Source organism: Amycolatopsis benzoatilytica AK 16/65, from assembly GCF_000383915.1.
In the GTDB taxonomy this organism is placed as follows: domain Bacteria; phylum Actinomycetota; class Actinomycetes; order Mycobacteriales; family Pseudonocardiaceae; genus Amycolatopsis; species Amycolatopsis benzoatilytica.
Genome location: NZ_KB912942.1, coordinates 2,292,503 through 2,316,418 on the forward strand (window position 1 = coordinate 2,292,503; position 23,916 = coordinate 2,316,418).

Sequence of the window (23,916 nt, forward strand, 5' to 3'; positions counted from 1 at the left end):
AGGCCCCCACCGGCCGGGAGCATCTTGTCGGCCCGACGGACAAGGAGTCCAGATGTCCATTTCAGACGATCAAGCCCGCCCATCCGACGAGCCCGCGTTCACCCGACGGCGCCTGGGCCGGTACGCGGCCGCCGCGGCGGCCGGTGTCGGCGCCTACGCCTTCATGCCCGGCGGCGTCGCGAACGCTGAAAGCGCTACCACCGCCCAGCACTACTACGACCAGGCGAAACGGCTGGCCGGTGACGACCCCGTCCTGCTGGACATCATCGGCTCGCTGGGCGGCCGGAACACCCCTCCCCGGCAGTACCCGCCCGGGCCGATGATGGTCTTCGACAATCTGGCTGTGTTCGGTGTCGGTGAGCCGATTTCCGTCGAGGCGCGAGCCGTGTTCACCAGCGCGGGGATCGTGCTGATCGACTCGCTGAACTCGCCTGCGGACGTTCAGAACGTCATCGCGCCCGGCCTGCGCGCGCTCGGCGCGGACCCGGCGGCGATCAGGTACGTGGTCGTCACCCATGGGCATTTCGACCATTTCGGCGGGGCGCAATATCTTGCCGACACCTATGGTGCGCGGGTCCTGATGTCGCCCGCCGACTGGGCCTATATGGCGGGCACCACGCAATCCGACCAACCGCGGCACGACCTCGACATCAGCAACGGGCAGCGGCTCACGCTGGGGGACACCACCCTGACCCTGCACTACACCCCGGGGCATACCCCCGGCACCGTCTCACCGATCTTTCCCGTGCGGTACAAGGGCAAGCACCACACCGCGATGCTGTGGGGCGGGACCAAAGTGCCGAGCGACCTGGCGAGCCAGCGCACCTACCTCTCCTCCATCGAGACGTTCCGGCTCCGGATGCAGCAGGCGGGCGTCGATGTGGAGCTGAACAACCACCCGTTCTGCGACTACGGACTGGAGCGGATGCAACAGCTTGCCGACGACCCTGGTGCGGGCGACCCGTTCATCCTCGGTGCCGGCGGGACAGAGCGGTTCATGAAGGTCATGGAGTACATGCTGCGCGGGCGGATCGCAGACACCGAGTCGGCCTCGCCCACCGCAGCCTCGACTGCCCACAACCATCAGTCGTGCTGCTAGCGAGGTTGCGCTGCCCGCCAGGATGATCAATGCGTTTCGGCGGAGACGTTGCCGCCGGTTTGGGTGGACCCTGCTTCAGGAGTGTGCGGACAAGTTGTAGTGCTGGGTGATTTCCGGGGTTCATTCAAGTTTGTTTAATAGGCGCAATTGTTGATGTCTCCGGATTGAGCAATGAGAGTAGAGTCCTGCATGAATGGAAACTATTTGAACCATTGCCGTCCGCGTCGTTGGAGCGTCACCCCAGCGTCGAGCAGGTATGCGCGCGCCGCGCTCGCGGTTGCATGGTGTTGCCGTGCCAGCTCATGAACCGTCCACCCGCTGTAGAGCTAGGCGGCGACCTGTGCTTCGTCCGGCTTCAGCTTGGAGAATCTTGTCCGCAGCCCGAGTCCGTGGAGTCGCAGCAGGATGGTGGTGTGGTCGACGCCGAAGCGATCCCAGCTTCTGCATAGAGGTGCCCGCCTTGAACGCCACCACGACCGGTTGCACCTCTTCGGGCTCCAGCTGGCATTGAGTGCGATAACTCGGCAGGGGAGAAAGCTCAGTCGGGAGTAGCTCAGTGAACGGACCACGACGCTGATCGCCGACGTCAGGCTGTGGCGCGCAGTCCGGTCCGGGCCTACGCCTACGATGGTTGTCCAGGGAGGTCCTGGCTAATCATGACGACTGGTGACACTCGGCCGCACCGGGCCGGTTCAGGCGATCCGGCGACGCCGCCGTCGACGTTGCTGTACCTGGTGAAGCAGGTCGAGCTGTCGGTGCGCGCCGGACTCGACGCCCTCGTCCGTCCAGCGGACATCACGACGCTGCAGTACACCGCCCTGACCGTCCTCGAGCGCCACCCCGACCTCACCGCCGCGCGCCTGGCCCGGCAGTCCTTCGTCACCGATCAGAGCATGGCCGACATGGTGACTGCGCTGCTGAACCGCGGGCTGATCGAGCGCCATCGCGACCCCGCCGACCGCCGCCGCCTCGTCATCGCACTGACGCCCGCCGGCCACCGGCTGCTCGTGCGGCTGCGACCCCAGGTGGCCGCGTTGCAGGACCGCATGGTCTCGCTGCTTTCCGACGGCCAGGCCAGCGAACTGCAACACTCGCTGGAACTGTGCCGTCGCGCGTTGCTTGAGCACCGGGTCGAAACTCACCCACCACTCCGCCCGGCGGACGAAAAACCCCGGTAGCAGCCCTTCTCCGGCAATAGTCAGGAAACCTGTACATCTGGTTTTCGGTGTGGTTTGCTTCACAATCGTGAGTGAGACCGTCGCCCCTTCCGGCCCGGCTGCACCAGTGGAGCTCCGACGGGGCACCTTGGTGGCAGCGGCTGCCGCCGTCGCCGTCGCCCAGATCGGCCTGTCCATCCCGGCCGTCATCAACGGCTTCATCAACCAGGACCTGCACACCTCGTCGACGACGCTGACCTGGGTCTCCGACGCCTTCCTGGTGCCGGTGACGTTGCTCGAGCTGTCCTTCGGCGTGGTCGGTGACCTCTTCGGACGCAAGCGGCTGCTCGCCGTCGGCGCCGCGCTGATGGCCGTCGGCGGGTTGCTCGGCTTCTTCACGCCCAGCGGCGGCACCGGCGTGCTCCTCACCGGTCAGGTGGTTTCCGGCGTCGGAGCCGCGGCGATCTTCCCGACGTCGATCGCGATGCTCGCCGCGGGTACGCAGAGCGTCCGGCAGCGCGCGCATTCCATCTCGATCTGGGCCGCCGCTCTGACCGGCGCCGGTTTCATCTCCCCGGTGCTGGCCGGCCTGCTTGCCCGCATCCACCACTCGGGCGGTGAGTACGCGAGCTGGCGCTACGCCTTCCTCGCCATGGCGGTCCTGGCCGTGGTCAGCTGTGCGATCACCCTGGCGGGTGCGCAGAACTCCGCCGCGCCGGTGGGCCGGTCCCTGGACTGGCCGGGCCAGATCACCATCGCGGTGTCCCTGTTCGCGTTGCTGTATGCGGTGATCCAGGGAGCCGACGACGGCTGGGGCAGTGTTCCGGTGATCGGCGGGTTCGTCGTGGCCGTCGTGTTCATGGCGCTGTTCGTGGCGATCGAGCGACGGGTGGACCGGCCGCTGATCCGGCTGGACCTGTTCAGCAACCGGATGTTCACGGTCTCCGCGGTGGTGACCGTCGTCGGCATGTTCGCCTACCTGGGCACCGCGTATGCGACGAGCATCCGGCTGTCGGCCATCCAGGAGTACACCCCACTCGCCACCTCGCTCGGTTTCTTCTGCCTGAACGTGATGGGCGTGGTGCTGTTCCCGGTCAGCACGCGGGTCGTCGAGCGGTTCAGCCCCGGCGTCGTGCTCGGCACCGGGATGGCGCTGATCGGTATCGGCGACTTCGTGCTCGCCGCCATTCCGGCGACGAACCTCTCCATCGGGGCGGTCGCGGCTCCGCTGCTGGTGGCGGGCGCTGGGTTCAAGCTGGCCGTCACCTCGATCACCGTCGTCGCCGTGAACAGCGTCCCGACGTCCAAGGCCGGCATGGCCAGCGGGGCGACGAGCATGTTGCGCGACGGCGGCCTGACGCTCGGGCCTGCCATCGTGGGTACGATCGCGCTGACGAACGCCGCGAACGCGATCAACGCCCAAATCGCCTCGTCCCCCTCCCTCAAGTCCGCACTGGACACGTTCTACGCCGCACCGCAGCACGTCCCCGCCGCGCAACGCCCGGCGGTGGAAGCCGCCGTCCGCGCGGTGAAGTCCGGCCCGCTCGGGCAGAACGGCGTCCCGGCGCAGGTACCGGGACCCGGCGGCGCCCCGATTCCGTTCAATCCCCTCAAAGACGTCGCGTTCCACGCACTTTCCCACGCCTACGCCCTCGGCTACCTGGTATGCGGCATCGCCGCCGCGGCGGCCGCCCTTATCGCGTTGACGATGCTGGGCCGACGGCGAAACCCGGACGTGTTCACGGAACCCGACGCGGACGAACGGCCCTGAGCGCAGCCGGTGGCACGGTGCAGGCTGCGCGAAACCGACTGGCGGACGCAGAAGGGAAGCTCCAGCGGTATCAAACTGCCATCGCTGCCGGGGTCGAGCCCGAAGCGCTTGTCGACCCGATGAACGAAGCACAAGCGGAACGAGCCGCCGCGCAAGCCCAGATCGAGAGCGTGCCGGCCGCGACGAGCGTCACGGTCGCCGAGATCTATGCGAGGATCGATGCCCTCGGCGATGTCTGCGGGACACTGGCCGACGCAACCACGGCTGGCATGAGCCGCCTGTACCGGGCGCTGAACCTGGAACTACGCTACGAACCAAAAGAGCTGGCCGTCTATGCGACGACCAGCCCTGGTGTAGATAGTAAGCGTGTCCGAGGACGATCTTGCACGCTAACCACAACGCTCCAGATCCCCGGCTGACCTGCAGGTTCTCACTCGTCGGCGCCGAAGCCGCCCGACGCGCATAGGGTAATTGAGTGTCCGAACACTAACCACACGGCTTCAGTCAGCTCAGTCGACTCGTTCGCCCAAACCAGAGGCAGGTGCCTCGCTTGGCCAGTTCCTGCTTGCGCTCGTCGTAGTCCGGCATGACGCGGGCGAGCAGCTGCCAGAACGCGGGGCCGTGGTGAGGCTCGCGCAGATGCGCGAGTTCGTGTGCCAACACGTAATCAACGAGCGGCGGAGACAGCTGCAGTGTCGCCCAGTGGATACGCACCCGGCGTCCGGCCGTCGCGCTTCCCCACTTGTGGCCGAGGTCTGCCACCTCGATGGGCCCCGCATCGACTCGTAGGCGCTCTGCCCATGCCCGAGAGCGGGGTCCTAGCCAGGCTTCGCCGCAGCGCTGGTACCAGGCAATCAGGCTTGCCTCTCCTACCCCGAGCAGACGCCGTGGTAGAACGATTCGTCCACGCTCTAGGCGAACAACGCCGTCTACGTCGTCGATCTTCAGCCGATGGCTGCGGCCTAGGTAGAGGAAGCCTTCGCCGTCGACGAGCTCCTTGGTGATCGGCTCGTGCTGCAGGACTTCCTTCTCCGCCAGCTTGCGGTAGACCCACTCGCGTTTCGAGGCCAGGAATTGATGCAGCTCCTCGGTCGCCACGTCGTCGGCGGCCAACAAACGCAGTGATCCGTCGGCTTCAATGGTGAGCCGGGCCTTACGGCTGCTGCCGCCGATCTCGACCGGCACGCGCAGATCGTCAAGCTGGAGGACAGCGGTCATGAGCGCCCCCGTGTGCGGAGTTGCTCCCTGATCAGAGACTGGTTGGAGCGTGCCAGCTCCATGAGGCGATCAGCTATGGCTGCCTGCTCGGAGAATGGAAACAGGTCGCGGTCGTCCAGCTGATGGACGATGTCCTTCCGCAGCTGGTCCTGGGCGTGCGGGTTCTGCCAGAACCGCACGATGCCAGCGTGCCGCAGTACCTCGCCAACGATGTCTTCGGCCAGGCGCAGGATATCCGCCCGCACCTCGTCTGGCAGGGTGGCACTGGTGGCGAACTCACTCTCCAGAAGGCCGTAGAAGCGGGCAACGAGCGGGTCCTCGTGGACGCGTGACGAGCTGGACTCGTCGGTTATGTCGCCGAGCAGCACCTCGAGCGCGAGGCTGAGCTGGTCCCACTTGCCGGTCAGCGTCTTCAGAATCTCGTCGAGGCGCTCGGAGAGCTTGGTGTAGCGAGCAGGATCCTCATCGAAGTTCTTCCGGATATGGAACCGCAGCGCGTGCTCCATCTCCGAGGCCTTCGCCTTGTCGGAGCTAAGCCCCTTCACCTTCGCGAGGAAGTCCGGGTCGGTGACCGAGACGGGTGGGATCTTCGTCGCGATGTCGAGCGCGGTGACGTGCTCGTCGATCAGGGCGCGCACCTTCTCGCCGTACAGCGAGGCGTTGAAGTCGCCGAAGCCATCGTCCCGGTATCGTCGTCGGGCCACCTTTTGGATCAGGCCGAGCTGCTTGGCGTCGGCCGCGAACGGCAGTGCCTCCGGCCGAGGCAGGATTGTGTCGAGCGTGGTGAGGAACTGCTTGAGCAGCACGCCGAAGCGGGCCCTGAGAGCGTCCTCTGAGAGCAGGTCGACGCAGGCCTCGATATCCTCGTCCAGGTCGAACGTCTCGATGCCCGCCTGGGCGAAGAGCGCCAGCACCCGGGCGTGCCGATCGCGCAGCTTCGGCACCTCGTCCGAGATCGAGGCCAAGGCGCCGATCGCATCCTCGGCGTCCTCGGGCGCGTAGGCCTGGAGCGCTTTCTGCAGATGGGCGCCGACGCCGAAGTAGTCGACAAGCAGGCCGGCGGCCTTGCCAGGGCTGGTCCGGTTGACACGGGCAATGGCCTGGAGCAGCTCGGCGTCCTGGATAAAGCGGTCGAGGTAGAGCGCCTGCTCGACCGGGGCATCGAAGCCGGTCAGTAGCATGGTGCGGACCAGGAGGAAGGCGACGGGACTCGTCTGCTCGCCCGGGAGGCCCAATGGCTTCTTGAACTCCGCGATGGCGGCGTCCTGGCGGGCCTTGTCGGTCCACTGCAGCCAGGTCGGGTCATCGTTGTTGCTGCCCGAGATGACTGGGACGAAGCCCAGGATCCGGATGAGCTCAAGATGCGGCAGGGCGCGGACCAGAACCTGCTTGCGCCGATCAAGCCCGTCGATGTCCAGGCTGCCCTCCTCGGCCCCACGCACGAGGTACTCCGGCAAGCCCTCGATCTGCGCGACGAGGTCATCCCGCGCACCGAGGAGCGCCTCGCGGTACCGAACTGTCGCCAGGCGGCTGGTCGCTGACAGTTGCGCCTTGAAGCCACCGGGCAGCACCGTCGATACGTAGTGCCAGAGGATCGACTTTGCCTTGGCTGCGATGAGTTTCGGGGCTTCCAGCACGGCGCCGGTCGTGGCGTAGCGCGCCTTGAGTTTCTCGATCTCCTCGTCGGTGTGCTCGGCGAACATGTCCTCGAACAGCTCGTCCAAGTCGCTGCCGCCGGCCACCGCCCCCTTGGCGGTGCGTCCCTCGTAGAAGATGGGAACGACGGCGCCGTCGTGCTCGGCCTGGCGGATCGTATATTTGTCGATGAACGACCCGAAGATGGCGTCGGTGCGCTTCTTCCCTTCCCGCATGATCGGGGTGCCGGTGAAGCCGATCTTGGCCGCGTTCGGCAGTGCCGCCATGAGGTTGGCGTGCAGCGTCGAGGTCTGGGAGCGGTGCGCCTCGTCGACGAGGATCACGACGGTCTCGTCGGTATTGAGAACCCCGAGCGCCTCGTTCTTCTCGTCCGCGGCCATGCGGCTCTCACCGGCGCCGGCCCCGTCCGTGTCCCGATACTTCTGGATCATGGCGAAGACCAGCGCAGGGCCCTTCTCCGCCAGGATGGTCCGCAGCCGAGCCGTGCGCCGCGCCCGCACGACACCCTCACCGGAGAGCTTGGCGGTCTCGGAGAGCTGCTTTTCGAGGTCGGTCCGGTCAGTGATGACCACGACTTTGAAGGCGCGCAGCACCGGATCCGAGCGCATCGCCCGCACCAGGAACACCATGGTCAGAGACTTACCCGATCCCTGGGTGTGCCAGATCAGGCCGCCACGGCGGTCGCTCTCGCCGTCCTGGGCTCGTGTCTTGCCGGTCCGGAGCCGCGTGAGCGCCCGGCCGACGGCACGGTACTGCTGGTAACGGGCGACGATCTTGATTCGCCGACCATTGACCTCCGTGAAGAGGGTGAAGTGCCGGACGAGGTCGAGCAGGTTGGACGGCGCCAGCATCCCGGCAGTGAGCAGCTCTTGACCCGTCAGCTCGGCTGCGGGCTTGCCCAGCCGCGAGGCCAGCTCGTCACGGGTGAGCGGGAAGGCATCCTTCCACTCCAGGAAGTGCTCCGGTCCAGCGGTGAAGGTCGCGACGCGGGCGTTGTCGCCGTAGGTGGAGACCACGAACTGGTTGGTCCAAAACAGCTGCTCGTTGCCCTCAGGCAGGCCGAGGTGACGCTGGTTGGCATAGCGCCGCAGTTGGGTGATGCCCTCGGCCATGGGGTCGGTGATGTACGGGCTCTTGCACTCGATGACCACCAGAGGGATGCCGTTGACGAACAGCACGACGTCGGGAGCGACGAACTTCTTGGCCTGGCCGCCGGGCTCATCCACCCGGAACTGGCTGATCGCCAGGAAGTCGTTGTTCGCGGGGTTGTCGAAGTCGATGAACTGGATGCGCTGGGAGCGACCCTGGTCCCAGTCCGGTAGACCGGCCACGGACACACCCTCAAGGAGGCGCTCGGTCATTCGCTCATTGAGCTCGATGAGCTTGCCTACTTCGGAGCGCGTGAGCGACGAGACCGCCTCGGCCAGGCGCGCATCGTCGAGCCACGGCGAACCGTCCAGCCCCGGGTTGATCTTGAGCAGCGCGGCGCGGAGCCTGCCTTCGAGGATTGAGCCGCGGAATGAGTCGCGCTCGGTGACTGAAGGGTCGGACTTTGACCCCTCGATGACCTGCCAGCCGAGACCTTCCAGCTGGTCAAGCAGTGGCTTCTCGACCTCGGTGTATTCGGGACCCTTGCTCATGAGGCGACCTCGGCTGGAATGCGTACTCGTCCGGTGAGGAGATCCCCAAGTATTGCCGCCTTCTGCGCTTTTATCTTCGCGAGAGCCTCCCGCTCCGCCAGTACTGCGTCTGAATGCGCTTTCATAACTGCACAGATACGAGCCTGCTCAGCCGGTTCAGGAAGCGGCACTTGGAGCGGACGAAGATCCTGAAGGTTGATGTTGCGCTGAGCGCTCTGCGGAGCTCGCGCTTCGAGGCGTGGCTTTGCAGCCCGAAGCACGAACTGTACATATTCACCACGATTGGGCGGCCAGACCCTTACACCAACCACGCTGTCTGGGAAGTACATGGACTGGCCGAGCATAGCCGTGTCCGCAATGTTGGCAGCAATGGTTACTGCAATCGTTCCAGCGGGAAAGCTACGACTCACCGCTGCCCCCAGGTGACTCAGCGATTGACTGGCATCGACAATTACGCCGCCCTCCATCGCGGCGATGTCTCCGGTCTGGATGAATGGGAATGGTCCACCGAGATACATGGGATCATTTCTGGGACGGTGACCGAACTTCCCTCGCTCAACATCTGCAATCTGATCAAGTCTAACAACAGTCCAGCTTGCCGGAAAAGACCCAGCGTCGCTATTCCTTGTTTCAAATGATCCGATCGGCCGAATGCGACCGCTACGATCGACTCCGCGACTCAATAGATCATTCATAAGCCCAAGGCCGACTTGTTCAAGTTTTGCAATTATTCTCGATGTCAACCGAACCTGAGTATCCAGCGAGTCTAGCATATCCGCGATTCTTTGCTGAGCGCTGCGAGGAGGCAATGCAATCGGCACTTTCGCCAGCACTCCACCCGAAAGGCCAGCCCGACCGCCACCCATTGAGCGATTACGCAGCTCTTCGTATCGATGGTCGAGGTTGTAATACAAGAATCTCGCATCGAGCCGCTCATCGATGGGTCGCAGCAGTGCCACTGACTGGTTAGTGCTGAGCGTAGTTCGCACCAGGGCAACCGTGCCCCGAGTCTTTCCTTGACCTGCAAGCGCGACCGCAACGGTAGGCGGACTGACGAGTCGAGCGTTGCTGGACTCAAGTCCACGTTTAGTGATACGTCCCGGCACATTGTCGATGATCTTCATATGGACATCCCCCGAGGACATCCACGGAATAGTTCCACCCCAGAAATCAGGGATTTCTGTACTTGGCGTCCCGCCAAGAATAATCTCAGTCAGCTCCCCAAGTTCACACTGAATCCAGTCAATCGGCGTGGGGGCCTCACTCATAACCAAGCTCCTTAAGGAACCGGGCGAGAGTGGCAACGGCTGCGTCACGTTCGGCTTCGAGCGTCGAGAGCGGCGTGTGGTACTTGTCCCACCAGGTCTCGAGCACCGAGATCACCACCCGACGATGCCGAGTAATACGGTCTTGGGCTTCCGCGACCAGATCCCGCTCCATGGCGTCGAGCACAATTCGGCGGGCGATGGCGTCATCGAGAGCGGCACCGGCGACCTCGAGGCGGTCGGCGAAGGTACCCTTCTCCGACTTGAGCTGCTTCTTGGTGGCCGTCAGCTTGCTCTTTAGCTTCTTGACTTCGGCCGGCGAGAGGGCGTCCTCGCTTGGCTCGGCGTCCTCCTCGTCGTCCGAGGCAGTAGCCGCCTTGATCGTGCTGTCCAGCTCGGCGACCTCGGCTTCGAGGGCGGCCAGCCGGTCGAGGTACTCGGGCAGCAGTGCCCGCGCCACCTTGTGGTCGAGCGGGTTGACCTTGGCCTTCTCTTCGGCCAGGGCATCCAGCACCGTGGCGACCCAGGCTTCGATGAGGCCGCGGTAGCCGTGCGTCGCGAGCGCTTTGAGATCAGGCAGGCTCTCGCCCCACCAGGATGCGACGATGCCGCGGATCGCGAACGGGTCCAGTAGCGGCGTGGAGGCCAGCGCGTCTCGGAATGTCTCGATCAGGTCCTTGCGCAGATCGACGAGGTCACCAGGCGACTTCAGCTTGTCGAAGCGCGCTTCCTGCGTCTCCCACCAAGCGCCCATGGCGTCGAGCACGGCGCTCTCTGTGGCGACCACGCCGGCGTCGGCCTCGATCAGGCGACGGAGATCGCGTCGCTCGGTTACGACATCGGCAAACTGCAGGTAATCGTCGCTCTTCGGGGCCAAGAGGTGTTCTGGCGTCAAGCCATGGGCGGCGAAGATGCGTGCCTTGGCGCTGACCTCGGTCTTCGGGATGCCGCCGTGCAGATGCGCCCGCACGTCCTGCGGCTCGGGAGGCGGCGTGGTGTCGACGTAGCGGCGAATGTTGAGGTTGTCGTCATTCTCGGCCAGCTCACCGCGGGAGACGACGCGCGCGAAGCCGGGGACATCCTCGAAGGCCCGGTAAGCCGAGACGATCTTCTCGATGTGCTCGGGCTCCAGATAGTTCTGCGCCCGGCCTTCGCGGTAGTCCCGGTCCGCGTTGATGAACAGCACCTTGCCTTCGCGGTGCTTTGGCTTCGAGCCGAGTGGCCGCAGTACGAGGATGCAGGCCGGGATGCCCGTCCCGTAGAAGAGCTGGGGGCCGAGACCGATCACGGCCTCGAGGAGGTCGTCGTTCAGGAAGCCGGTCCGGATCCGCCCCTCGTCGCCGCTACGGAACAGCACACCATGCGGCATGACGGTCGTGACGAGCCCGCCGGGCCGGGTCACGGCCAGCATGTGCTGGACGAACATCAGGTCGGCCTTCTTGCCCTTCTCGGGCGTGTAGCCGTAGCGGAAGCGCTCGGGGAACGGGATGCCATCGGCACTGTAGTTCATCGAGAACGGCGGGTTGGTGATCACGCGGTCGAAGCGCTGCAGCTCCCCACCGGTGATGTGTGCCGGGTCTTCGAGCGTGCCGTCGTCGTTGTTGCGAAGATCGGCATCCGGGATGCCGTGGAGCAGCATGTTCATCTTGGAGATAGCCCAGACACTGCCGTCCTTCTCCTGGCCGGCGAGGGCGAGGTTGCGGCCGTCGCCACCCGACTCCTCGACGTACTCCTTGGAGAGGATGAGCATGCCGCCAGATCCCGTGCACGGGTCGTAGACGCTCATGCCGGGACGTGGATCGGCGATCTGCACCATAAGGCGGACGACGTCACGCGGGGTGTAGAACTCACCGCCCTTCTTGCCTGCCGAATCGGCGAAGTCACGGATCAGGTACTCGTAGGCGGCGCCGAGGAGGTCGGGGAACTCAAAGTCCTGCTGGCGGAGCGGCACCTTGTTGAAGTGCATGATCAGCTCACGCAGCTTCTTGTCGGACATCGACGACTGACCGATCTTGCGGTTGAAGTCGATGTGCTGCAGCACGCCGTCGAGCGACCGGTTGCTGTGCTCCAGCTCCTCCAGGGCCTTGTTCAGGCCACTGCCGACCGACTTATGGAGATGATCGCGAATCTGATCCCAGCGGGCCCGCTGCGGGACGTAGAACGTCCGATAGAACGAGGGCGACTCGGCCCGCTGCTCGGCCTCGGCCTGACTGCGTCCCTTCGCTCGCTGCTCGGAGATGACTTGCTGCCGCTCCGCCTCGAACTGGTCGGAAGCGTACTTCAGGAACAGCATCCCGAAGATGTACTCCTTGTAGGCCGAGGCCTCCATGGAGCCGCGCAGCACGTCCGCAGCGGCGAACAGGTGCCGCTCCAGCTGCGGCAAGGTCAAGCGAGGCATCCGGTAGCTCGTCCCTTCTGTTGCACGTCGACCCTGGCCCTGAGACCGAGTCGGTCCAGGCGAAGCAAACGTCCTGCAACCTTAGCCACGAGGCGATCTAGCCGTGCCGATCCCCTCCCGAGGAGACCATGCCCCGAAGTGCGGAGATGCTTGATCAACTTGATGCTCGCGGTGCCGGAAGTGTCAGAGGTTAAGAACAGCGCTGACCAGCGGTTTCTTGCTGGTGATGCGCTGGGCGGACTAGACGGATCCGCCCAGCGGACTATGTAGATGAGGGTGCCCCTTGGGCAAGGCGGACGCGGTGACCTTCTGCGGTGTCGCCGAAGTCGCGTTCGTCATCGTCGCGGAAGCGTTTGTAGAACCACTCGGGTACTCGGGCCGGGTCTAGGCGAGTGCGGAGGACGCCGTCCTGGACATCGCGGGCCACGTTGCGTAGGCGGTGCAATTCCGGGTCGGGCACTGAGCCGGGGCGTCCGTTGTTCAGCTCGGTATTGACGATCTTGGCGAGTCGTTCGCGTTCGTCGGCCACCTTTCGTTGGCTGGACCAGATCTCGTAGGCGATCTGGTAGGCGGCCAGGGACGGGACGAAGAAGCTGAGGAGGGTGTCGAGCAGTGTGGCGTTCGCGACCGCGAGACCGACGACCAAACCGATGGCGGTCCACAGGAATGCGGCGGTGGCGATGAGGTGGCTGTAGCGGCGGCGCATGCGTGCGTCCCAGGAGAGGTTTTGTTCCTGGGCGATGAAGACGTCGTAGGGGTGGTGAACGTCGTGGGTGGGGTCGTACCAGCCGTCGGTGATGCGCTTGTCCTTCTTGCCACCTCGCGGGAGTTGGCGGGCGAGGCGGCGGACGTCTGGTTCGGGGATCGGGTCGCCGGCGACGGTGGCGCGCCAGGGCATGTGGAACAGGGCGGTGTCGAACATCTCTTGGAGCAGGGCGCCTTGGCGGGCGGTGTTCCCGGCGAGGCCCTTGAGCAGGAACGCGGAGACGACGGACCAGAAGAAGCCGACGATCGAGACCGCGGTTCGGCCATGTCCGATCAGCGTGATCAGGACACCGGCGGCGGCTAGTAGCACGGCGGCGTCGACGCGGACGGCCTCGAAGAGCTGGCCACGTTGGTGACTTGCCGCCGCGGCGCGCTGCAGGAGCAACATGTCGTCGTCGAGCTGCCGTTCGTGGATGGCCCGAGGCGGTATCCCACGAACGCCGGCAGGGTCGGTGGAGAGGTTCATGGCTTAGTCATCCGGTTCCCGAAGAGCTTCCTCCACTCGTCGTAGGCGGCGCGGTCTTGGCCGTCGTCCTCCAGGTCGACCGCCCGCTCGGCGATGACGCGTGCTTTGTTGAGCGCGTCGGCCGCGGCGAGTTTCTGGGTGGCGTTCATGACGGCGTTGACGTCGCCGCCGAGACCGGGCGGGGTCGAGCCACTCGTCGCCGATGCGTTCGGCGGCGGTGGCCAGGAACAGCACGATCTCGTCCTGGTAGCGCCCGATCGGCGGCTTCACCAGGGACTGGGCCATGACCTCCAGCAGGAAGGAGGGCGAGACGGGTTCGCCGAGCTCGCGGTTGATGCCCTTGATCATCTTGACGAAGGGCACGTGCTTGCCGTCGCAGTCGGCGTTCTTGGCGATGCTCAGCTCGTGGTGGCGCTTGGGGTTGGTCGCGAGCCAGTCACCCGCCGACGGGTTGGGGATGTAGTAGCCGCCGTCCTCCCGCTTGAAGGCGGGGACCACGTCGATGGACATGACGTCGTCGTCGGCCCCGAAGGGGATGACGACCGCCATGCCGTCGCGGGCGGCGGCGCTCCACTTCTGGCGGAGCAGGGTCTCCAGGGCGTTGATGACCTGGATAGGGGCCTGGCCGCGGAAGCCGGCCTGGGTGCCGTCGGCGTCGAGGACGACGAAGATGTCGATGTCCTTGAGCTTCTTGGTCTTGGTGTCGCGCCGGTAGCTGCCGGTGAGGAAGTCGTCGGCGAGGTCCCAGTGCGACTTGACGAAGTCGCGGATGGCCTCGTGCCGCGCCTTGGCCAGGTTCTGCTCGGTCTGGGTGATCTCCAGGTTGTGCTTGAGCTTGGCGAAGGCGTCGTCGATGTATCCCATAACGGTGTTCCTGCTCGTGGTCTCAGTTGTGGTGGTACCGCATGCCGGTCGACGCGTGCGGGGCGGAGCCGAGGGTGCCGAAGGTGATGCCACGCAGGCCGTCGGTACTCGCCCGCTGGCCAGGACCCCAGCCCGGTTGCGGGGTGCGCGGCCCGTTGAAGGTGCAGAACAACTTGTAGGTGGTGCCCGCGGGCACCCGGTCGAGCTTGGCGCGAAACCGGGCGAGACGGGCGCGGGAGGCGGTGAACTCGGCGTTGCCGTCGCCGGGGGCGGTGCAGGACACCGGAAACTCGATCACCGGCACCACGGCGCCTGAGGGCTGGTGGCACTCGAGGACGACCGTGTCCAGGGAGCCCTCCTCGATCCACGCCTTGATCGCGTTCTCGTTCTGCACCCAGTCGCGGTGCAGCCGGTCCATGTTGATCCCCAAGTCGGCGAGGATGTCGGTGATCGCGCCGAGGATGATGTCGGTCAAGTGCGTAGCTGTGTGGGTCCGGGTGTAGCTGTAGGTATAGGTCGAGGTCATCGCTGGGTCACCGCCCGGCGGAGGGCCTCACGGTCGATCAGCGGACCCGCGCTGGCGGCCTTCGTCTCCGCAGCGGGCGGCGCGGCGTCCGACAGCCGGGCTTGCCCGTCCACCGCGGCCTTCACCTGCTCCTGCAGCGGGGCGGGCGACGGGAGGTAGACCGTGAAGTCGTCGGCGCCCGCCGCGCCGGGGACGGGATTGAGGTTCTCCTCCAGCGCCAGCGCCGCCGTGCCGGACACCGTGGTGATCTCGCAGTGCACCTTGCCGGCCACCAGAGTGATCGGGTGCTTGTGCAGGTGCCCTCTCGCGACCAGCATCCGCCCGACCGCCTCGGCGGCCGACATCGCCTGCACCGCCTCGTCGCGCGACAGCCCGGAGGACTGCGCCACGGTGTCCGCCACGAGCTCCGCGATCACCGACCAGGTCGCGCTGGCGCTGCGCATAGGCGAGGCCGCCACCTCCCTAGTGCGCCGCATGGGACTCCTCCGGCTGGCTCGTCTCCGCGACGGCGTTGCTCACCGCGGCGGCCAGGTCGTCCTCGGTGAGGCTGCCGGGGTCGAGCACCGTGTCCAGCCGCTGAGCCAGGGCTTCGAAGACCACCTTGCGCGTGCGGCGGCCGTCCAACCCGTTCGCGGCCTCGGCGATGCGGTTTATCGCCGAGGAACGCGCCAGGTCACCCAGGGGCGGGTACTTGTCGGCGAGCGCGAGCAGCGTGGAGGCCAGGATCTCCCGCAGCGCCTCCGGCTCCGGGAGCGGGACGAGGATGGCGGCGTCGGAACGGGACAGGAACGCCTCGTCCAGGGCGGTGGTGAAGTTGCTGGTCGCGACGAAGAACAGGTGCGGGTGCTCGGCGGCGTTGAGGTCTAGCGCCGTGAGCACCGCGTCGGTGGCGCGGTGGACATCGGCCGGGTTGGCGGCCAACGACGCCGCCGAGCGGGCGACCGCCATCGACTCCACCTCGTCCAGGATCACCACCGTCGGCACACCGTCCGACGCCAGCCCTGGCACGTACTCGCCGAGCAGCTCGCTGACCCGCCGTTGCGACTGCCCGTGTTCGGCGCTCATCAGCCCGTGCGGGTTGATCTCGATCCGCCGCACCTCGCCGCCGGGAACGAAGCGTGCGACCTGCGCCGGCAGACCGCGTGCCAGGGTCGTCTTGCCGGTGCCGGGCGGTCCGTAGAGGGTGCACAACCCGTGCAACGCCGTCACCGCGAACGGCAGGTCAGGCCGGACGAGCAGCGACAACAAGGTCTGGTTGCGCAACCGATCCTTGATCGCCTCCGGCACCACGATGGCGTCCCACAGCGCAGCCTCCACTGAGTCGGCGGTGACCACCTCCTCGGACAGCACGCACTCCTGAACCTTCATCCCCTCAACTCCGTCCCCCACGCACGGCGGGTTGCCTCAGATTTGAACACGATCTTCTCGAACAGCGGTAGGATACACGACAGGAGAGATGTGTAACTCGACACACTCCACTCGGGCGTGTCTTGTTGAGGTCCAGCTATTTGACCGCCCGGTAACCAAGGTGTGCCTAAGATGCGAGCGGAGCATCAAGATCACGATCGTCCGCTGATCGGCGGACACCGACTGGCGCGGAGGCGAGCGACGTGAACGACCCGCAACTGGACCCCGGCGACATCGCGGCCCTGTTCGACCGGGCCAGACTGCGGATGGCTCGCGAACTGCGCGGCCTCACCCAGGTGCAGCTGGCGCGGGAAGTCGGCTCGGTCACCGCGGCCTCGGTCAGCCAGTTCGAGAATGGACACACCAAACCCGCCACATCGACGCTGCGCCGTCTCGCGGTCGCTTTGCGGGTGCCGCCGACCTTCTTCGCCGCACCAGCTCGCCCCCCTGCTCAGGACCAAGTCAACGGGTTCTTTCGCAGCCTTCGATCAACCTCCCCTCGAGATCGTCAGCAAGCTCTCGCCTACGTGCACCTGGCGCGGGAACTCGCGCTCGAGCTCGAGAAGCACGTCGCATTGCCCGACCTCAATCTGCCACGCGTCCCGATTGACGAAGGGCAGCCGCTTCAGTCCATCGACATCGAGCAAGCGGCAGCTCAGGTCCGCAACCATTGGAACGTGCCAGGCGGCCCGGTTCGCGACGTTGTGCGACTGCTGGAGATGAACGGAATCACTGTCGTTCGTTTTCGCGTGAGTATCGAAAAGGTCGATGCATTCTGCGTCGACTTCCCTGACAGGCCAGTCGTTGCCCTGGGTGCCGATAAGGGCTTGCGCGATCGCTCCCGTTTCGATGCCGCCCACGAACTCGGCCATCTAGTCTTGCATGGCATTTCAGGACAAATAGGAGACAAGGCCACGGAAGGGCAAGCTCACGAGTTTGCCGCCGCATTCCTCATGCCAGCCGACGACATCAAATCCGAACTCCCGGATCGACTCGACTGGCCTGCATTTCTCCGTTTGAAAGCAAAATGGCACGTCTCGCTCGCGGCCCTTCTGGTTAGAGCAAAGACGCTCGGCGTCATGAGCGAACATACCTACGCGCAGGGATGGAAAGCCTTGTCCGCGCGCGGCTGGAGAAAGGTCGAACCAGGCCCGCTAGGAAACCCGGAGGTTCCGGTACTCCTGCAGCGCGCACTAGAACTCATGGAGACGACCGGCCTCTCCTTTGACGATTTCATCAACCGTTCTGGACTCCCGGAAGCAGACGTTCGGGCTCTGCTCAGTCGAGATATCACCGAACGCCCCCGAGTGGAGTTCTGATCTCGCAGCGTGTCGACCACGACCTGCGGCAGTCACGCAGACTGGGGCTCGATAGCGAGAACCTGGGCAGCGAGGTCACGAGTGACGTCGCCGTCCCGGGTGGTGCTGTGCCGGTCGGCCGCTTGCAGGTCCGGGTACTGACGCCGGATTTCGGCAGCGACGATCGAGGTGGGGAACCAAGCCGGTACATCCTCGATGTGGATGTCGATGCCTATCGATTGACTCCAATCATCTGGGTTCAACTGCTCGGCTACCTGGCTAACACCCGAGAGAATCGGTTCAAGCAAGTCGGGCTGTCCGGTGATGGCTGCGGCGAGGCGATCCCGAACCTCATCATCAGAACCGACCGAGGCTGCCAAATCCAACAATTTCCGCACATGGAACACGTTGTCGACCCAGACATCCCGGCTGGCCCAGTCGATGTCGCGCACGAGCTGGATCACGTGTTCCCGAGCTTTTGCTTTCAAGTCCGACCGCTGGGTCTTCTCGGCCATGAACATGAGTTGACGAACAAGACTAATCGCAATAGCTACAGGCCGTAGCGCGGCTGCGTCATCGATGAGGTCAGCGAAAGTATCGTCATCCGCGTTGCGGGCGACATCGGCGGCCAGCCCGGACGTCATGGCCAGGTTCACCGTAACGAACATCGGCAACTCGGGAAGATCGAGAGCGAAGCGAGCCGCCTCCACCAGTGCCGCGTACAAGTCGGCGTCGTAAGACCGGGTGTCGACGCGCGCCGGCGACCGAGTCCGCAGCACCCCGTTGACCGTGTACGACCTGGCCCCCACGGGCCGGGTCCTGGCTTTCACCAGCGACACGAACGACGGTGAGCTGGAAGCCAACATGTGCACGGGCAGCCGTACCAACCTGATCGACGCGCTCAACCTCACCCACGACGGCCTCGCCGTAGCCCGGTAAAGCCGGTATCCGGCCAGCGCAGTCAACCTGCGCCGGCCGGGCCGACTCGGCCGTTCCGCTCGGATGGTCGCGAGGGGTGCGACGCCGGAACAGCCAAGACTCAACGCCAGTCACCGGGCCGGAGTGGCGGTCTCCCGTCCCGGGCGATCTTGGCTATCGCAGTCCGAGTTAGCCGTCACGGCCGTCATACGGCTTGTGACGGCAACGAATGCCGGTTGACCTGCGAGAACGCTGGCGTGACGGCTGTGACAGCTCGGCTGGGGTCCCGTCACAGCCGTCACTAGCAGCCGTCTTCAGACGGTTTAGCGCATCGGGCCATCCCCTGTCACAGCACACCGGATGGGCGGAGCGCGCCGCGCAGTGACGAGGTCGGCGGCTGTGTTCGCGACAGACCGCAGCGCGGTCACGTGCTCGGTCAGCCCGTCGAGTCCGAGCGGTGTCAAACGGAGCACCAGGCTACCTCTCTCGAACCGGGTCTCCACGTATCCGGCGGCGCGCAAGGTCATCAGGTGGGGCGCGAGACTCCGCGCGCCCACGCCCGGAGCGCTCCCGACCACCACAACCCTGCGCCAGCGCATGTCCACCAGTTGGCCCAGTACGAACAGCCGCGCCGGCAGGAGCAGCAGCGGGTCCAGTTCGCGTTGAAACGCCGGCGCGATCGGCGGGCTCGGCGTCATCGCTCGATCGCCTTCCAGTCGGCGGCCGGGGTGGGCGCGAGGCGCAGGCAGGTCACGCACGGCATCCCGACCGGACGTTCCAACAACTCAAGCTCGCCGCGGCCGAACGTCGCGCCGCAATACGCGGTCAGCCGTTCAGGCGCCAGGCCCTCTGCTGGGAGCGGGAAGACATGGACGACGCGGCGGGATTCCCCAACTGTGCCGCGCAGCGGGCGCGCGATGAAGACAGTCATCGGGTCAACGGCCGGGGATGGCGGTCAGCGGGAACGGGCGCGGTCGGAGCGCTACCCGTTCCCGCTGACGTGCTGGTCCGGCCGCCCTGCTCGGGTATGGGCCGCACGCGTTGAGGCGGGCGCGGCGGCAGGGCGGCCGGAGTCTGGAGGCGTCCGAAGACGCGGCGCCAGCGCGACGGTTTGCGGTGGGACGCGGGCTTGGTCGTCGGCGTGGCCGTGCAGTGCCAGACCAGCGACTTGCAGGTAGTGCACGGCCGCCCGGGCGGCGTCAGGCACGAGTGGAATAGCACATCTCGGCCGCATAACGTCCAGTAGCGGCCTTCCTGGCGCGCGATGCCATCGGCCAGAGCGTCGTCGGTGACGGCGTGGTCCAGGTTGTCGATCACGCAGTGGTGCCAGGTCATGTACAAGCGCGAGCTAGGTTCACCGCTGGTCACATTCGCCCCTGTCGTCTTCTGATCTGTTGAAATCATCCAAGTTGCAAAGGCCGCCATAGCCCAGAGCGGAATCGTTGATGTTTCGTGGCGGAGACGTGGCACTCATGGCTTACACCTGGCAAGACGGCTGCTACGCTGTGATCGACATCAACCGGGGCGAGGTGGTCGAGTGGGCAGCGATCGGCGGCGCGAGGAGCTTGTTTCAGCGCGCAAGGCGGCCGGGCTGACTCAAGAGAACCTTGCCGAGGTGATGTCCGTTGACCGGTCGACGGTCATCCGGTGGGAGGCTGGCGATCACGCGCCGCTGCCGTACCAGTGGCCGAAGCTGGCCAAGGCTCTTGGCCGCACCGCTGACGAGCTGCGTGGGCTGATCGGCCTGCGCCTGCTCGCGGATACACCGGAGCTTGATTCGTCGCTTGAGCCCGCGTTCGGTTGGCTGGATCGGCGCGCCGGATGGTCTGCCGGGACTGCGCGCGCACGCGTGGCGAGCGCAGAGCCGGCGAGGCCGCAATCCGAGACGTCGGCCGGTCGGAGTCGTGTTGCAGCCGTTTTGGCGGAGTACTACAACGAACCGGTTCCCGGGCATTCGGCGTACGCCGCGCGCTGTGGACAGGTTGAGGTCGCGACCAGCATTCTGACGCAGCCGGGTTGGCTGGACCTTGCGTGCCCGCTGACCGCCAAGAACGACCGGCTTGTGTTGTCCGCCAGCGATGAAGCGGCGCGTGAGCTGGTCGACGAATGCGCTGCCGTTCGGCGACTGGCCGCAGCCGCGGCCGAAGACGTGCGTATCGCGGACGTACCGCTGTACCGACTCACGGACGTGCAGATCCGGCCGGATGGGATCGCCGGCCGCGTCCAGCTGGTGCCGTTCGTCGAATACGCCCTGAGCATGGATCTCCTCGAACGGGAGCTACGCGAAAGTCGGGCGGTGCAGCCAGGCCGGATGCCGCTACGAGATCGGTACCTGCCGGATCTTCACTCCGTGCTCGACCTTGCGGGCCGGCTTTGCGCTGGTGGCGTGCTCGCATTGACGGCGATCGCGCGGCCCGCCGATCCCTTCCGCGGCGAAGCGGACTACCTCATGCTGGTACAGGAGCGTTCGCAGCACGTCGTGAATGCGACGCGCCGGCTGGCCGTCATCCCTAAGAGCTTTCACGGGCCGCTCGCCAATCAACGCGCCGACGCGCGCATCGGTGCCACATTGCGCCGTGAGCTGGAAGAAGAACTGTTCGGCAGGGGAGACGTCGATCGGACGACCGGTGTCCAGCGGGCCGCCGATCCCATGCACCCGGCCCGGCTATCGGGGCCGATGCGATGGTTGACCGAACAGCCCGGCCGGTTGCGGATGGAGTGCACCGGGTTTGGGCTCAACCTCGTCAGCGGGAACTACGAGTTCGCCAGCTTGGTCGTGATCGACGACGAAGAGTTCTGGCCGCGATTCGGCGGCGACGTCGAAGCGAACTGGGAGGCCGCCGGGCTGCGGCAGTACTCGACTCTCGACGGCGACCTGATCACCGAACTGATCAGTGACGAGACCTGGAGCAATGAAGGATTGTTTGCGTTTCTTCAGGGGCTGCGTCGGCTCGCAGAGATCGGCGGTGAACGGGTGCGGATTCCCGCCGTCGAATTAGGTAGCTGACGGCCAACGGACGGTCAAGACGACGGAATCCGCCAACGCTTCCCAGGAATGGTCGATGCTCGGGCCCCACATGAGGTAGTCGCCCGGCCGATTCATTACTTTGCTGCCGCCGGTGACTTCAACTCGAAACTCACCTGAGACGAGCATCACGAGCGTGGTTCGCTGGTCGTCGGAGGTCCACTCGGGACGTTTGTCGCCCGCGGGATGGTTCGCCCACTTGACTTCCACGTCCTTCGACGATCGAACGCCCTGCGACGGATCGATGAAGTGGCCGACCAGCCAGCCCCGCGTGTCCGCCGCATCTTCGTTGGCGTTGCCGGTGGTCCAACCGTCAGTCACTGGCTGATCTCCCATTCGATCGCGGGTAGTCTCACGCGCTCTCCGCCGATTTCCGCAAGGCGCCTGAGTCCTTGCGACATGGCGAACAATCCTTCGTTGCTCCACGCTACATCACCCAGCAACTCGGTGACGAGCTCGTCGTCAGTAGTCGAATATTGACGAAGAGTCGCGGATTCCCAGTTTGCTTCGACCACGCCGCCGTAGCGCGACCAGAATTCTTCGTCGTCGATGACGATCAGACTGGCGAACTCGTAGTTCCCGCTGACCAAGTTGAGGCCGAACCCCGTGCACTCCATCCGCAGGCGTCCAGGCTCCGCCATGAGCCAGCTCATCGGCTCAGTGAGTTTGGTCGCGTGCAGCGGGTCCGCCGCCAGCATGTAGCCCAGGGTGTTGTCGACGTCAGGCCGACCGAACAACTCCTCTTCCATCTCGCGGCGGAGCGTCATGCCCACCTGCGCGTCTCGGCGGACGTCGGTCAGTGGCTGGTGAAAACCCTTCGGGATCACCGCGAGCCGGCGTGCGGCGTTCAGCACGTTGCCGGACCGCTCTTGGACCAGCAGCAAGTAGTCCGCGTCGCCGCGGTATGGATCGGCAGGCCGGGCGATGGCGGTGAGCGCGAGGACACCGCCCGCACAAAGCCTGTCGTCGACGTCGAGCACCGAACGGAGGTCCGGCAGATAACGGTCGCGGAGCGGCATAGCCGTCGACCCCTCGGCCACCGCGTCGACCAGTTCACCTTCGAGAAGGTCGGCCGTCAGCGCGTAGTGCACGAACTGGGACACGCCGAACGTGCCGCGAAGCTGGTGTTCACGGATGTCCGCGCCCGTGAGCCGGTAGATCGGGCTGTCCGTGAGCCGAGTGTTCATGGACAGCGTCTCGGCGAGACGCTGAGCGGCGCAGCCGGCGGCGTGATCGCCCAATTCCAGGTCGGCTTCCGGCCGCGCGCTCGGGACCCGGAGCCGGTCGTACGGCGGACGCAACTCGCAATCCAAGTCCAGCCAGTCTTCGCAGGTCAGGACGCTGGTGTTCATGGCGAGATCGCCACATTGCGCCGTGTACAGGCCGTGGTCGTCGAGCCGGTTGCCGTAGTAAGTGGCCAGTGCTGCCGCGATGTCGCGCTGGCTGACCCAACCACGTCGTGTCCCACGGTCTTGAAGCGCTCGGACGTCCATGTGCGAGATGCGATCGGCGACGGCGCGACGCGCGGTGCCCGGCTTCCAGCGCGCGTGACGGTCGAGCCACTCCAGCGCCGCGCCGATGTGGGGGTCGGCATCCAGGCGTTCGTCAACCTCGCTCGACACCGCTGGCGTGTTGCCGGTCAGCTCGCCGAACCGATCGCGCTCGGCGTCCGACGCCTGCGCTAACGCAGTGTCCAAGACCTGTTGCATGTCCGACTGTGGCCGGAGATCGGGTTTCTTGTGCCACGACGCGACCGTGCGGGCGCTGATCCCGAGGCGTTCGGCGAACCGTTCTTGACTCAGCCGCAATGCCGACTGCAATGCAGTCGCAGTGCGCCCTGTCCATCTCCCGGCCGGATTCATCGCGCTCCCGAATGTCGGTGTTCTGCAGTGGTTGTGCAGTGGCACTGCGGTACTTGCGCATGGGTTGAGACGTCGTTTCAGCCTTGAATTGAAGGCATGGAAAAGACCTCGCTAACGCTTCGGCTGGATGTGCTCAACCACCGTCGCCAGGCTTGTTTGAACATCATCGAGCCGATCCGTGATCTCGGCCAGCCGCTGTTCGAGTGCGTCCAATCGGGACGCGAGTTCGTGGCTGTCGTCGATCGGCTCGCCCGGGTGCGGCGGTGTGCGGTTCTGCAGCACGGCCAACAGATGCCGCGGGTGCCAGCCCAACGTCGTCGACAGCGCTTCGAGCGTTCGGGCGCTGCGGCGCCGCTCGACGACATGGTGCTGAAGCTCTCGCACCGTTGCTTGCGACACGTGCGAACGTTCGGCCAGCTCGCGTTGCCGCCAGCCCAGTTCCCGCACGCGCATATCGATCGCCTTCGCGACCGCCGCCCAGTCCTCCGTCACGTATTCCTCCGCGCTCCGCCTCAGCGCCGAGATTAGCGGCTTTTCAACCACTCATCGGCATCGCGGGCGCGTGTTGCCGCGATGCGCGG

Annotated in this window: 22 protein-coding genes; 7 read left to right on the forward strand and 15 right to left on the reverse strand. The window is 65.6% G+C overall.

Annotation, left to right across the window (positions count from 1 at the left end):
- Positions 1 to 52 precede the first annotated feature (52 nt).
- The 4 genes from AMYBE_RS0110375 to AMYBE_RS44765 all read left to right on the forward strand — a co-directional run bounded on the left by AMYBE_RS0110375 (position 53) and on the right by AMYBE_RS44765 (position 4,446).
- Positions 53 to 1,099 (forward strand): MBL fold metallo-hydrolase, encoded by a 1,047-nt coding sequence (locus AMYBE_RS0110375; RefSeq protein ID WP_020659308.1) that lies wholly within the window; start codon positions 53 to 55, stop codon positions 1,097 to 1,099.
- A gap of 656 nt (positions 1,100 to 1,755) precedes the next feature.
- A complete protein-coding gene (locus tag AMYBE_RS0110380; RefSeq protein ID WP_020659309.1) occupies positions 1,756 to 2,277 on the forward strand; it encodes a MarR family winged helix-turn-helix transcriptional regulator in 522 nt (173 codons plus the stop codon).
- A 130-nt stretch (positions 2,278 to 2,407) separates the two neighbouring features.
- The gene (locus AMYBE_RS0110385) at positions 2,408 to 4,027 is read left to right on the forward strand and encodes an MFS transporter (RefSeq protein ID WP_020659310.1); all 1,620 of its coding nucleotides are present in this window, start codon (positions 2,408 to 2,410) and stop codon (positions 4,025 to 4,027) included.
- Between the two features lie 17 nt (positions 4,028 to 4,044).
- Entirely contained in the window at positions 4,045 to 4,446 is a 402-nt protein-coding gene (locus AMYBE_RS44765; RefSeq protein WP_245573178.1) for a hypothetical protein, read from the forward strand.
- 85 nt (positions 4,447 to 4,531) lie between these two features.
- Here AMYBE_RS44765 and AMYBE_RS0110390 read toward each other — a convergent pair whose 3' ends face one another.
- The 9 genes from AMYBE_RS0110390 to AMYBE_RS0110425 form a co-directional block, all read right to left on the reverse strand.
- The gene (locus AMYBE_RS0110390; protein ID WP_020659311.1) at positions 4,532 to 5,245 is read right to left on the reverse strand and encodes a YgjP family zinc-dependent metalloprotease; all 714 of its coding nucleotides are present in this window, start codon (positions 5,243 to 5,245) and stop codon (positions 4,532 to 4,534) included.
- On the reverse strand, positions 5,242 to 8,541 hold the full coding sequence (locus AMYBE_RS0110395) for a type I restriction endonuclease subunit R (protein WP_020659312.1): 3,300 nt from the start codon (positions 8,539 to 8,541) through the stop codon (positions 5,242 to 5,244). The genes AMYBE_RS0110390 and AMYBE_RS0110395 overlap by 4 nt, the downstream gene beginning before the upstream one ends.
- Complete coding sequence (locus tag AMYBE_RS43920) at positions 8,538 to 9,809, reverse strand: restriction endonuclease subunit S (RefSeq protein ID WP_084469936.1); 1,272 nt, start codon at positions 9,807 to 9,809, stop codon at positions 8,538 to 8,540. The genes AMYBE_RS0110395 and AMYBE_RS43920 overlap by 4 nt, the downstream gene beginning before the upstream one ends.
- The gene (locus tag AMYBE_RS0110400) at positions 9,802 to 12,204 is read right to left on the reverse strand and encodes a type I restriction-modification system subunit M (protein WP_020659313.1); all 2,403 of its coding nucleotides are present in this window, start codon (positions 12,202 to 12,204) and stop codon (positions 9,802 to 9,804) included. The genes AMYBE_RS43920 and AMYBE_RS0110400 overlap by 8 nt, the downstream gene beginning before the upstream one ends.
- A gap of 262 nt (positions 12,205 to 12,466) precedes the next feature.
- The gene (locus AMYBE_RS0110405) at positions 12,467 to 13,435 is read right to left on the reverse strand and encodes an S-4TM family putative pore-forming effector (RefSeq protein ID WP_020659314.1); all 969 of its coding nucleotides are present in this window, start codon (positions 13,433 to 13,435) and stop codon (positions 12,467 to 12,469) included.
- Positions 13,436 to 13,438: 3 nt separating this feature from the next.
- Positions 13,439 to 14,299, reverse strand: a complete 861-nt coding sequence (locus AMYBE_RS0110410; RefSeq protein WP_027927548.1) for a CBASS oligonucleotide cyclase — start codon at positions 14,297 to 14,299, stop codon at positions 13,439 to 13,441.
- Between the two features lie 22 nt (positions 14,300 to 14,321).
- Entirely contained in the window at positions 14,322 to 14,825 is a 504-nt protein-coding gene (locus tag AMYBE_RS0110415; RefSeq protein ID WP_020659315.1) for a hypothetical protein, read from the reverse strand.
- On the reverse strand, positions 14,822 to 15,301 hold the full coding sequence (locus AMYBE_RS0110420) for a hypothetical protein (RefSeq protein WP_154676162.1): 480 nt from the start codon (positions 15,299 to 15,301) through the stop codon (positions 14,822 to 14,824). The genes AMYBE_RS0110415 and AMYBE_RS0110420 overlap by 4 nt, the downstream gene beginning before the upstream one ends.
- Positions 15,288 to 16,193, reverse strand: a complete 906-nt coding sequence (locus AMYBE_RS0110425; protein WP_020659317.1) for an AAA family ATPase — start codon at positions 16,191 to 16,193, stop codon at positions 15,288 to 15,290. Before AMYBE_RS0110425 ends, AMYBE_RS0110420 begins: the two co-directional genes overlap by 14 nt.
- Before the next feature lie 242 nt (positions 16,194 to 16,435).
- Here AMYBE_RS0110425 and AMYBE_RS43925 point away from each other — a divergent pair, with 242 nt between their 5' ends.
- Entirely contained in the window at positions 16,436 to 17,551 is a 1,116-nt protein-coding gene (locus AMYBE_RS43925) for a helix-turn-helix domain-containing protein (RefSeq protein ID WP_020659318.1), read from the forward strand.
- 32 nt (positions 17,552 to 17,583) lie between these two features.
- Here the strand turns inward: AMYBE_RS43925 and AMYBE_RS0110435 are convergent, their stop codons facing one another.
- Positions 17,584 to 18,255, reverse strand: coding sequence for a hypothetical protein (locus AMYBE_RS0110435; protein WP_154676163.1), 672 nt, complete (start codon positions 18,253 to 18,255; stop codon positions 17,584 to 17,586).
- A 19-nt stretch (positions 18,256 to 18,274) separates the two neighbouring features.
- Here AMYBE_RS0110435 and AMYBE_RS44770 point away from each other — a divergent pair, with 19 nt between their 5' ends.
- Positions 18,275 to 18,469, forward strand: a complete 195-nt coding sequence (locus AMYBE_RS44770; RefSeq protein ID WP_154676164.1) for a hypothetical protein — start codon at positions 18,275 to 18,277, stop codon at positions 18,467 to 18,469.
- A 302-nt stretch (positions 18,470 to 18,771) separates the two neighbouring features.
- On the opposite strand, the gene AMYBE_RS0110445 is transcribed toward AMYBE_RS44770, so the two are convergent.
- Both AMYBE_RS0110445 and AMYBE_RS0110450 read right to left on the reverse strand, forming a co-directional pair.
- Positions 18,772 to 19,146, reverse strand: a complete 375-nt coding sequence (locus AMYBE_RS0110445) for a hypothetical protein (RefSeq protein WP_020659321.1) — start codon at positions 19,144 to 19,146, stop codon at positions 18,772 to 18,774.
- Positions 19,143 to 19,379, reverse strand: coding sequence for a hypothetical protein (locus tag AMYBE_RS0110450; RefSeq protein WP_020659322.1), 237 nt, complete (start codon positions 19,377 to 19,379; stop codon positions 19,143 to 19,145). The genes AMYBE_RS0110445 and AMYBE_RS0110450 overlap by 4 nt, the downstream gene beginning before the upstream one ends.
- A gap of 606 nt (positions 19,380 to 19,985) precedes the next feature.
- Between AMYBE_RS0110450 and AMYBE_RS0110460 the strand changes: the two genes are divergently transcribed.
- Positions 19,986 to 21,455, forward strand: a complete 1,470-nt coding sequence (locus AMYBE_RS0110460) for a helix-turn-helix domain-containing protein (RefSeq protein WP_084469938.1) — start codon at positions 19,986 to 19,988, stop codon at positions 21,453 to 21,455.
- Here the strand turns inward: AMYBE_RS0110460 and AMYBE_RS0110465 are convergent.
- The 3 genes from AMYBE_RS0110465 to AMYBE_RS0110475 all read right to left on the reverse strand — a co-directional run bounded on the left by AMYBE_RS0110465 (position 21,444) and on the right by AMYBE_RS0110475 (position 23,827).
- The gene (locus tag AMYBE_RS0110465; RefSeq protein ID WP_020659325.1) at positions 21,444 to 21,794 is read right to left on the reverse strand and encodes a hypothetical protein; all 351 of its coding nucleotides are present in this window, start codon (positions 21,792 to 21,794) and stop codon (positions 21,444 to 21,446) included. The genes AMYBE_RS0110460 and AMYBE_RS0110465 overlap by 12 nt on opposite strands.
- Positions 21,791 to 23,335 (reverse strand): helix-turn-helix domain-containing protein, encoded by a 1,545-nt coding sequence (locus AMYBE_RS0110470; RefSeq protein WP_034286905.1) that lies wholly within the window; start codon positions 23,333 to 23,335, stop codon positions 21,791 to 21,793. Before AMYBE_RS0110470 ends, AMYBE_RS0110465 begins: the two co-directional genes overlap by 4 nt.
- Before the next feature lie 111 nt (positions 23,336 to 23,446).
- On the reverse strand, positions 23,447 to 23,827 hold the full coding sequence (locus AMYBE_RS0110475) for a helix-turn-helix domain-containing protein (RefSeq protein ID WP_020659327.1): 381 nt from the start codon (positions 23,825 to 23,827) through the stop codon (positions 23,447 to 23,449).
- Positions 23,828 to 23,916 lie beyond the last annotated feature (89 nt).

Excerpts from the sequence above, each read along its gene's own strand:
- AMYBE_RS0110375 (WP_020659308.1), top strand. The coding sequence starts at position 53 with ATGTCCATTTCAGACGATCAAGCCCGCCCATCCGACGAGCCCGCGTTC.
- AMYBE_RS0110380 (WP_020659309.1), top strand. The coding sequence starts at position 1,756 with ATGACGACTGGTGACACTCGGCCGCACCGGGCCGGTTCAGGCGATCCG.
- AMYBE_RS0110390 (WP_020659311.1), bottom strand. The coding sequence starts at position 5,245 with ATGACCGCTGTCCTCCAGCTTGACGATCTGCGCGTGCCGGTCGAGATC.
- AMYBE_RS0110395 (WP_020659312.1), bottom strand. The coding sequence starts at position 8,541 with ATGAGCAAGGGTCCCGAATACACCGAGGTCGAGAAGCCACTGCTTGAC.
- AMYBE_RS43920 (WP_084469936.1), bottom strand. The coding sequence starts at position 9,809 with ATGAGTGAGGCCCCCACGCCGATTGACTGGATTCAGTGTGAACTTGGG.
- AMYBE_RS0110400 (WP_020659313.1), bottom strand. The coding sequence starts at position 12,204 with ATGCCTCGCTTGACCTTGCCGCAGCTGGAGCGGCACCTGTTCGCCGCT.
- AMYBE_RS0110405 (WP_020659314.1), bottom strand. The coding sequence starts at position 13,435 with ATGAACCTCTCCACCGACCCTGCCGGCGTTCGTGGGATACCGCCTCGG.
- AMYBE_RS0110410 (WP_027927548.1), bottom strand. The coding sequence starts at position 14,299 with ATGGGATACATCGACGACGCCTTCGCCAAGCTCAAGCACAACCTGGAG.
- AMYBE_RS0110415 (WP_020659315.1), bottom strand. The coding sequence starts at position 14,825 with ATGACCTCGACCTATACCTACAGCTACACCCGGACCCACACAGCTACG.
- AMYBE_RS0110420 (WP_154676162.1), bottom strand. The coding sequence starts at position 15,301 with ATGCGGCGCACTAGGGAGGTGGCGGCCTCGCCTATGCGCAGCGCCAGC.
- AMYBE_RS0110425 (WP_020659317.1), bottom strand. The coding sequence starts at position 16,193 with ATGAAGGTTCAGGAGTGCGTGCTGTCCGAGGAGGTGGTCACCGCCGAC.
- AMYBE_RS0110445 (WP_020659321.1), bottom strand. The coding sequence starts at position 19,146 with ATGACGCCGAGCCCGCCGATCGCGCCGGCGTTTCAACGCGAACTGGAC.
- AMYBE_RS0110450 (WP_020659322.1), bottom strand. The coding sequence starts at position 19,379 with ATGACTGTCTTCATCGCGCGCCCGCTGCGCGGCACAGTTGGGGAATCC.
- AMYBE_RS0110470 (WP_034286905.1), bottom strand. The coding sequence starts at position 23,335 with ATGAATCCGGCCGGGAGATGGACAGGGCGCACTGCGACTGCATTGCAG.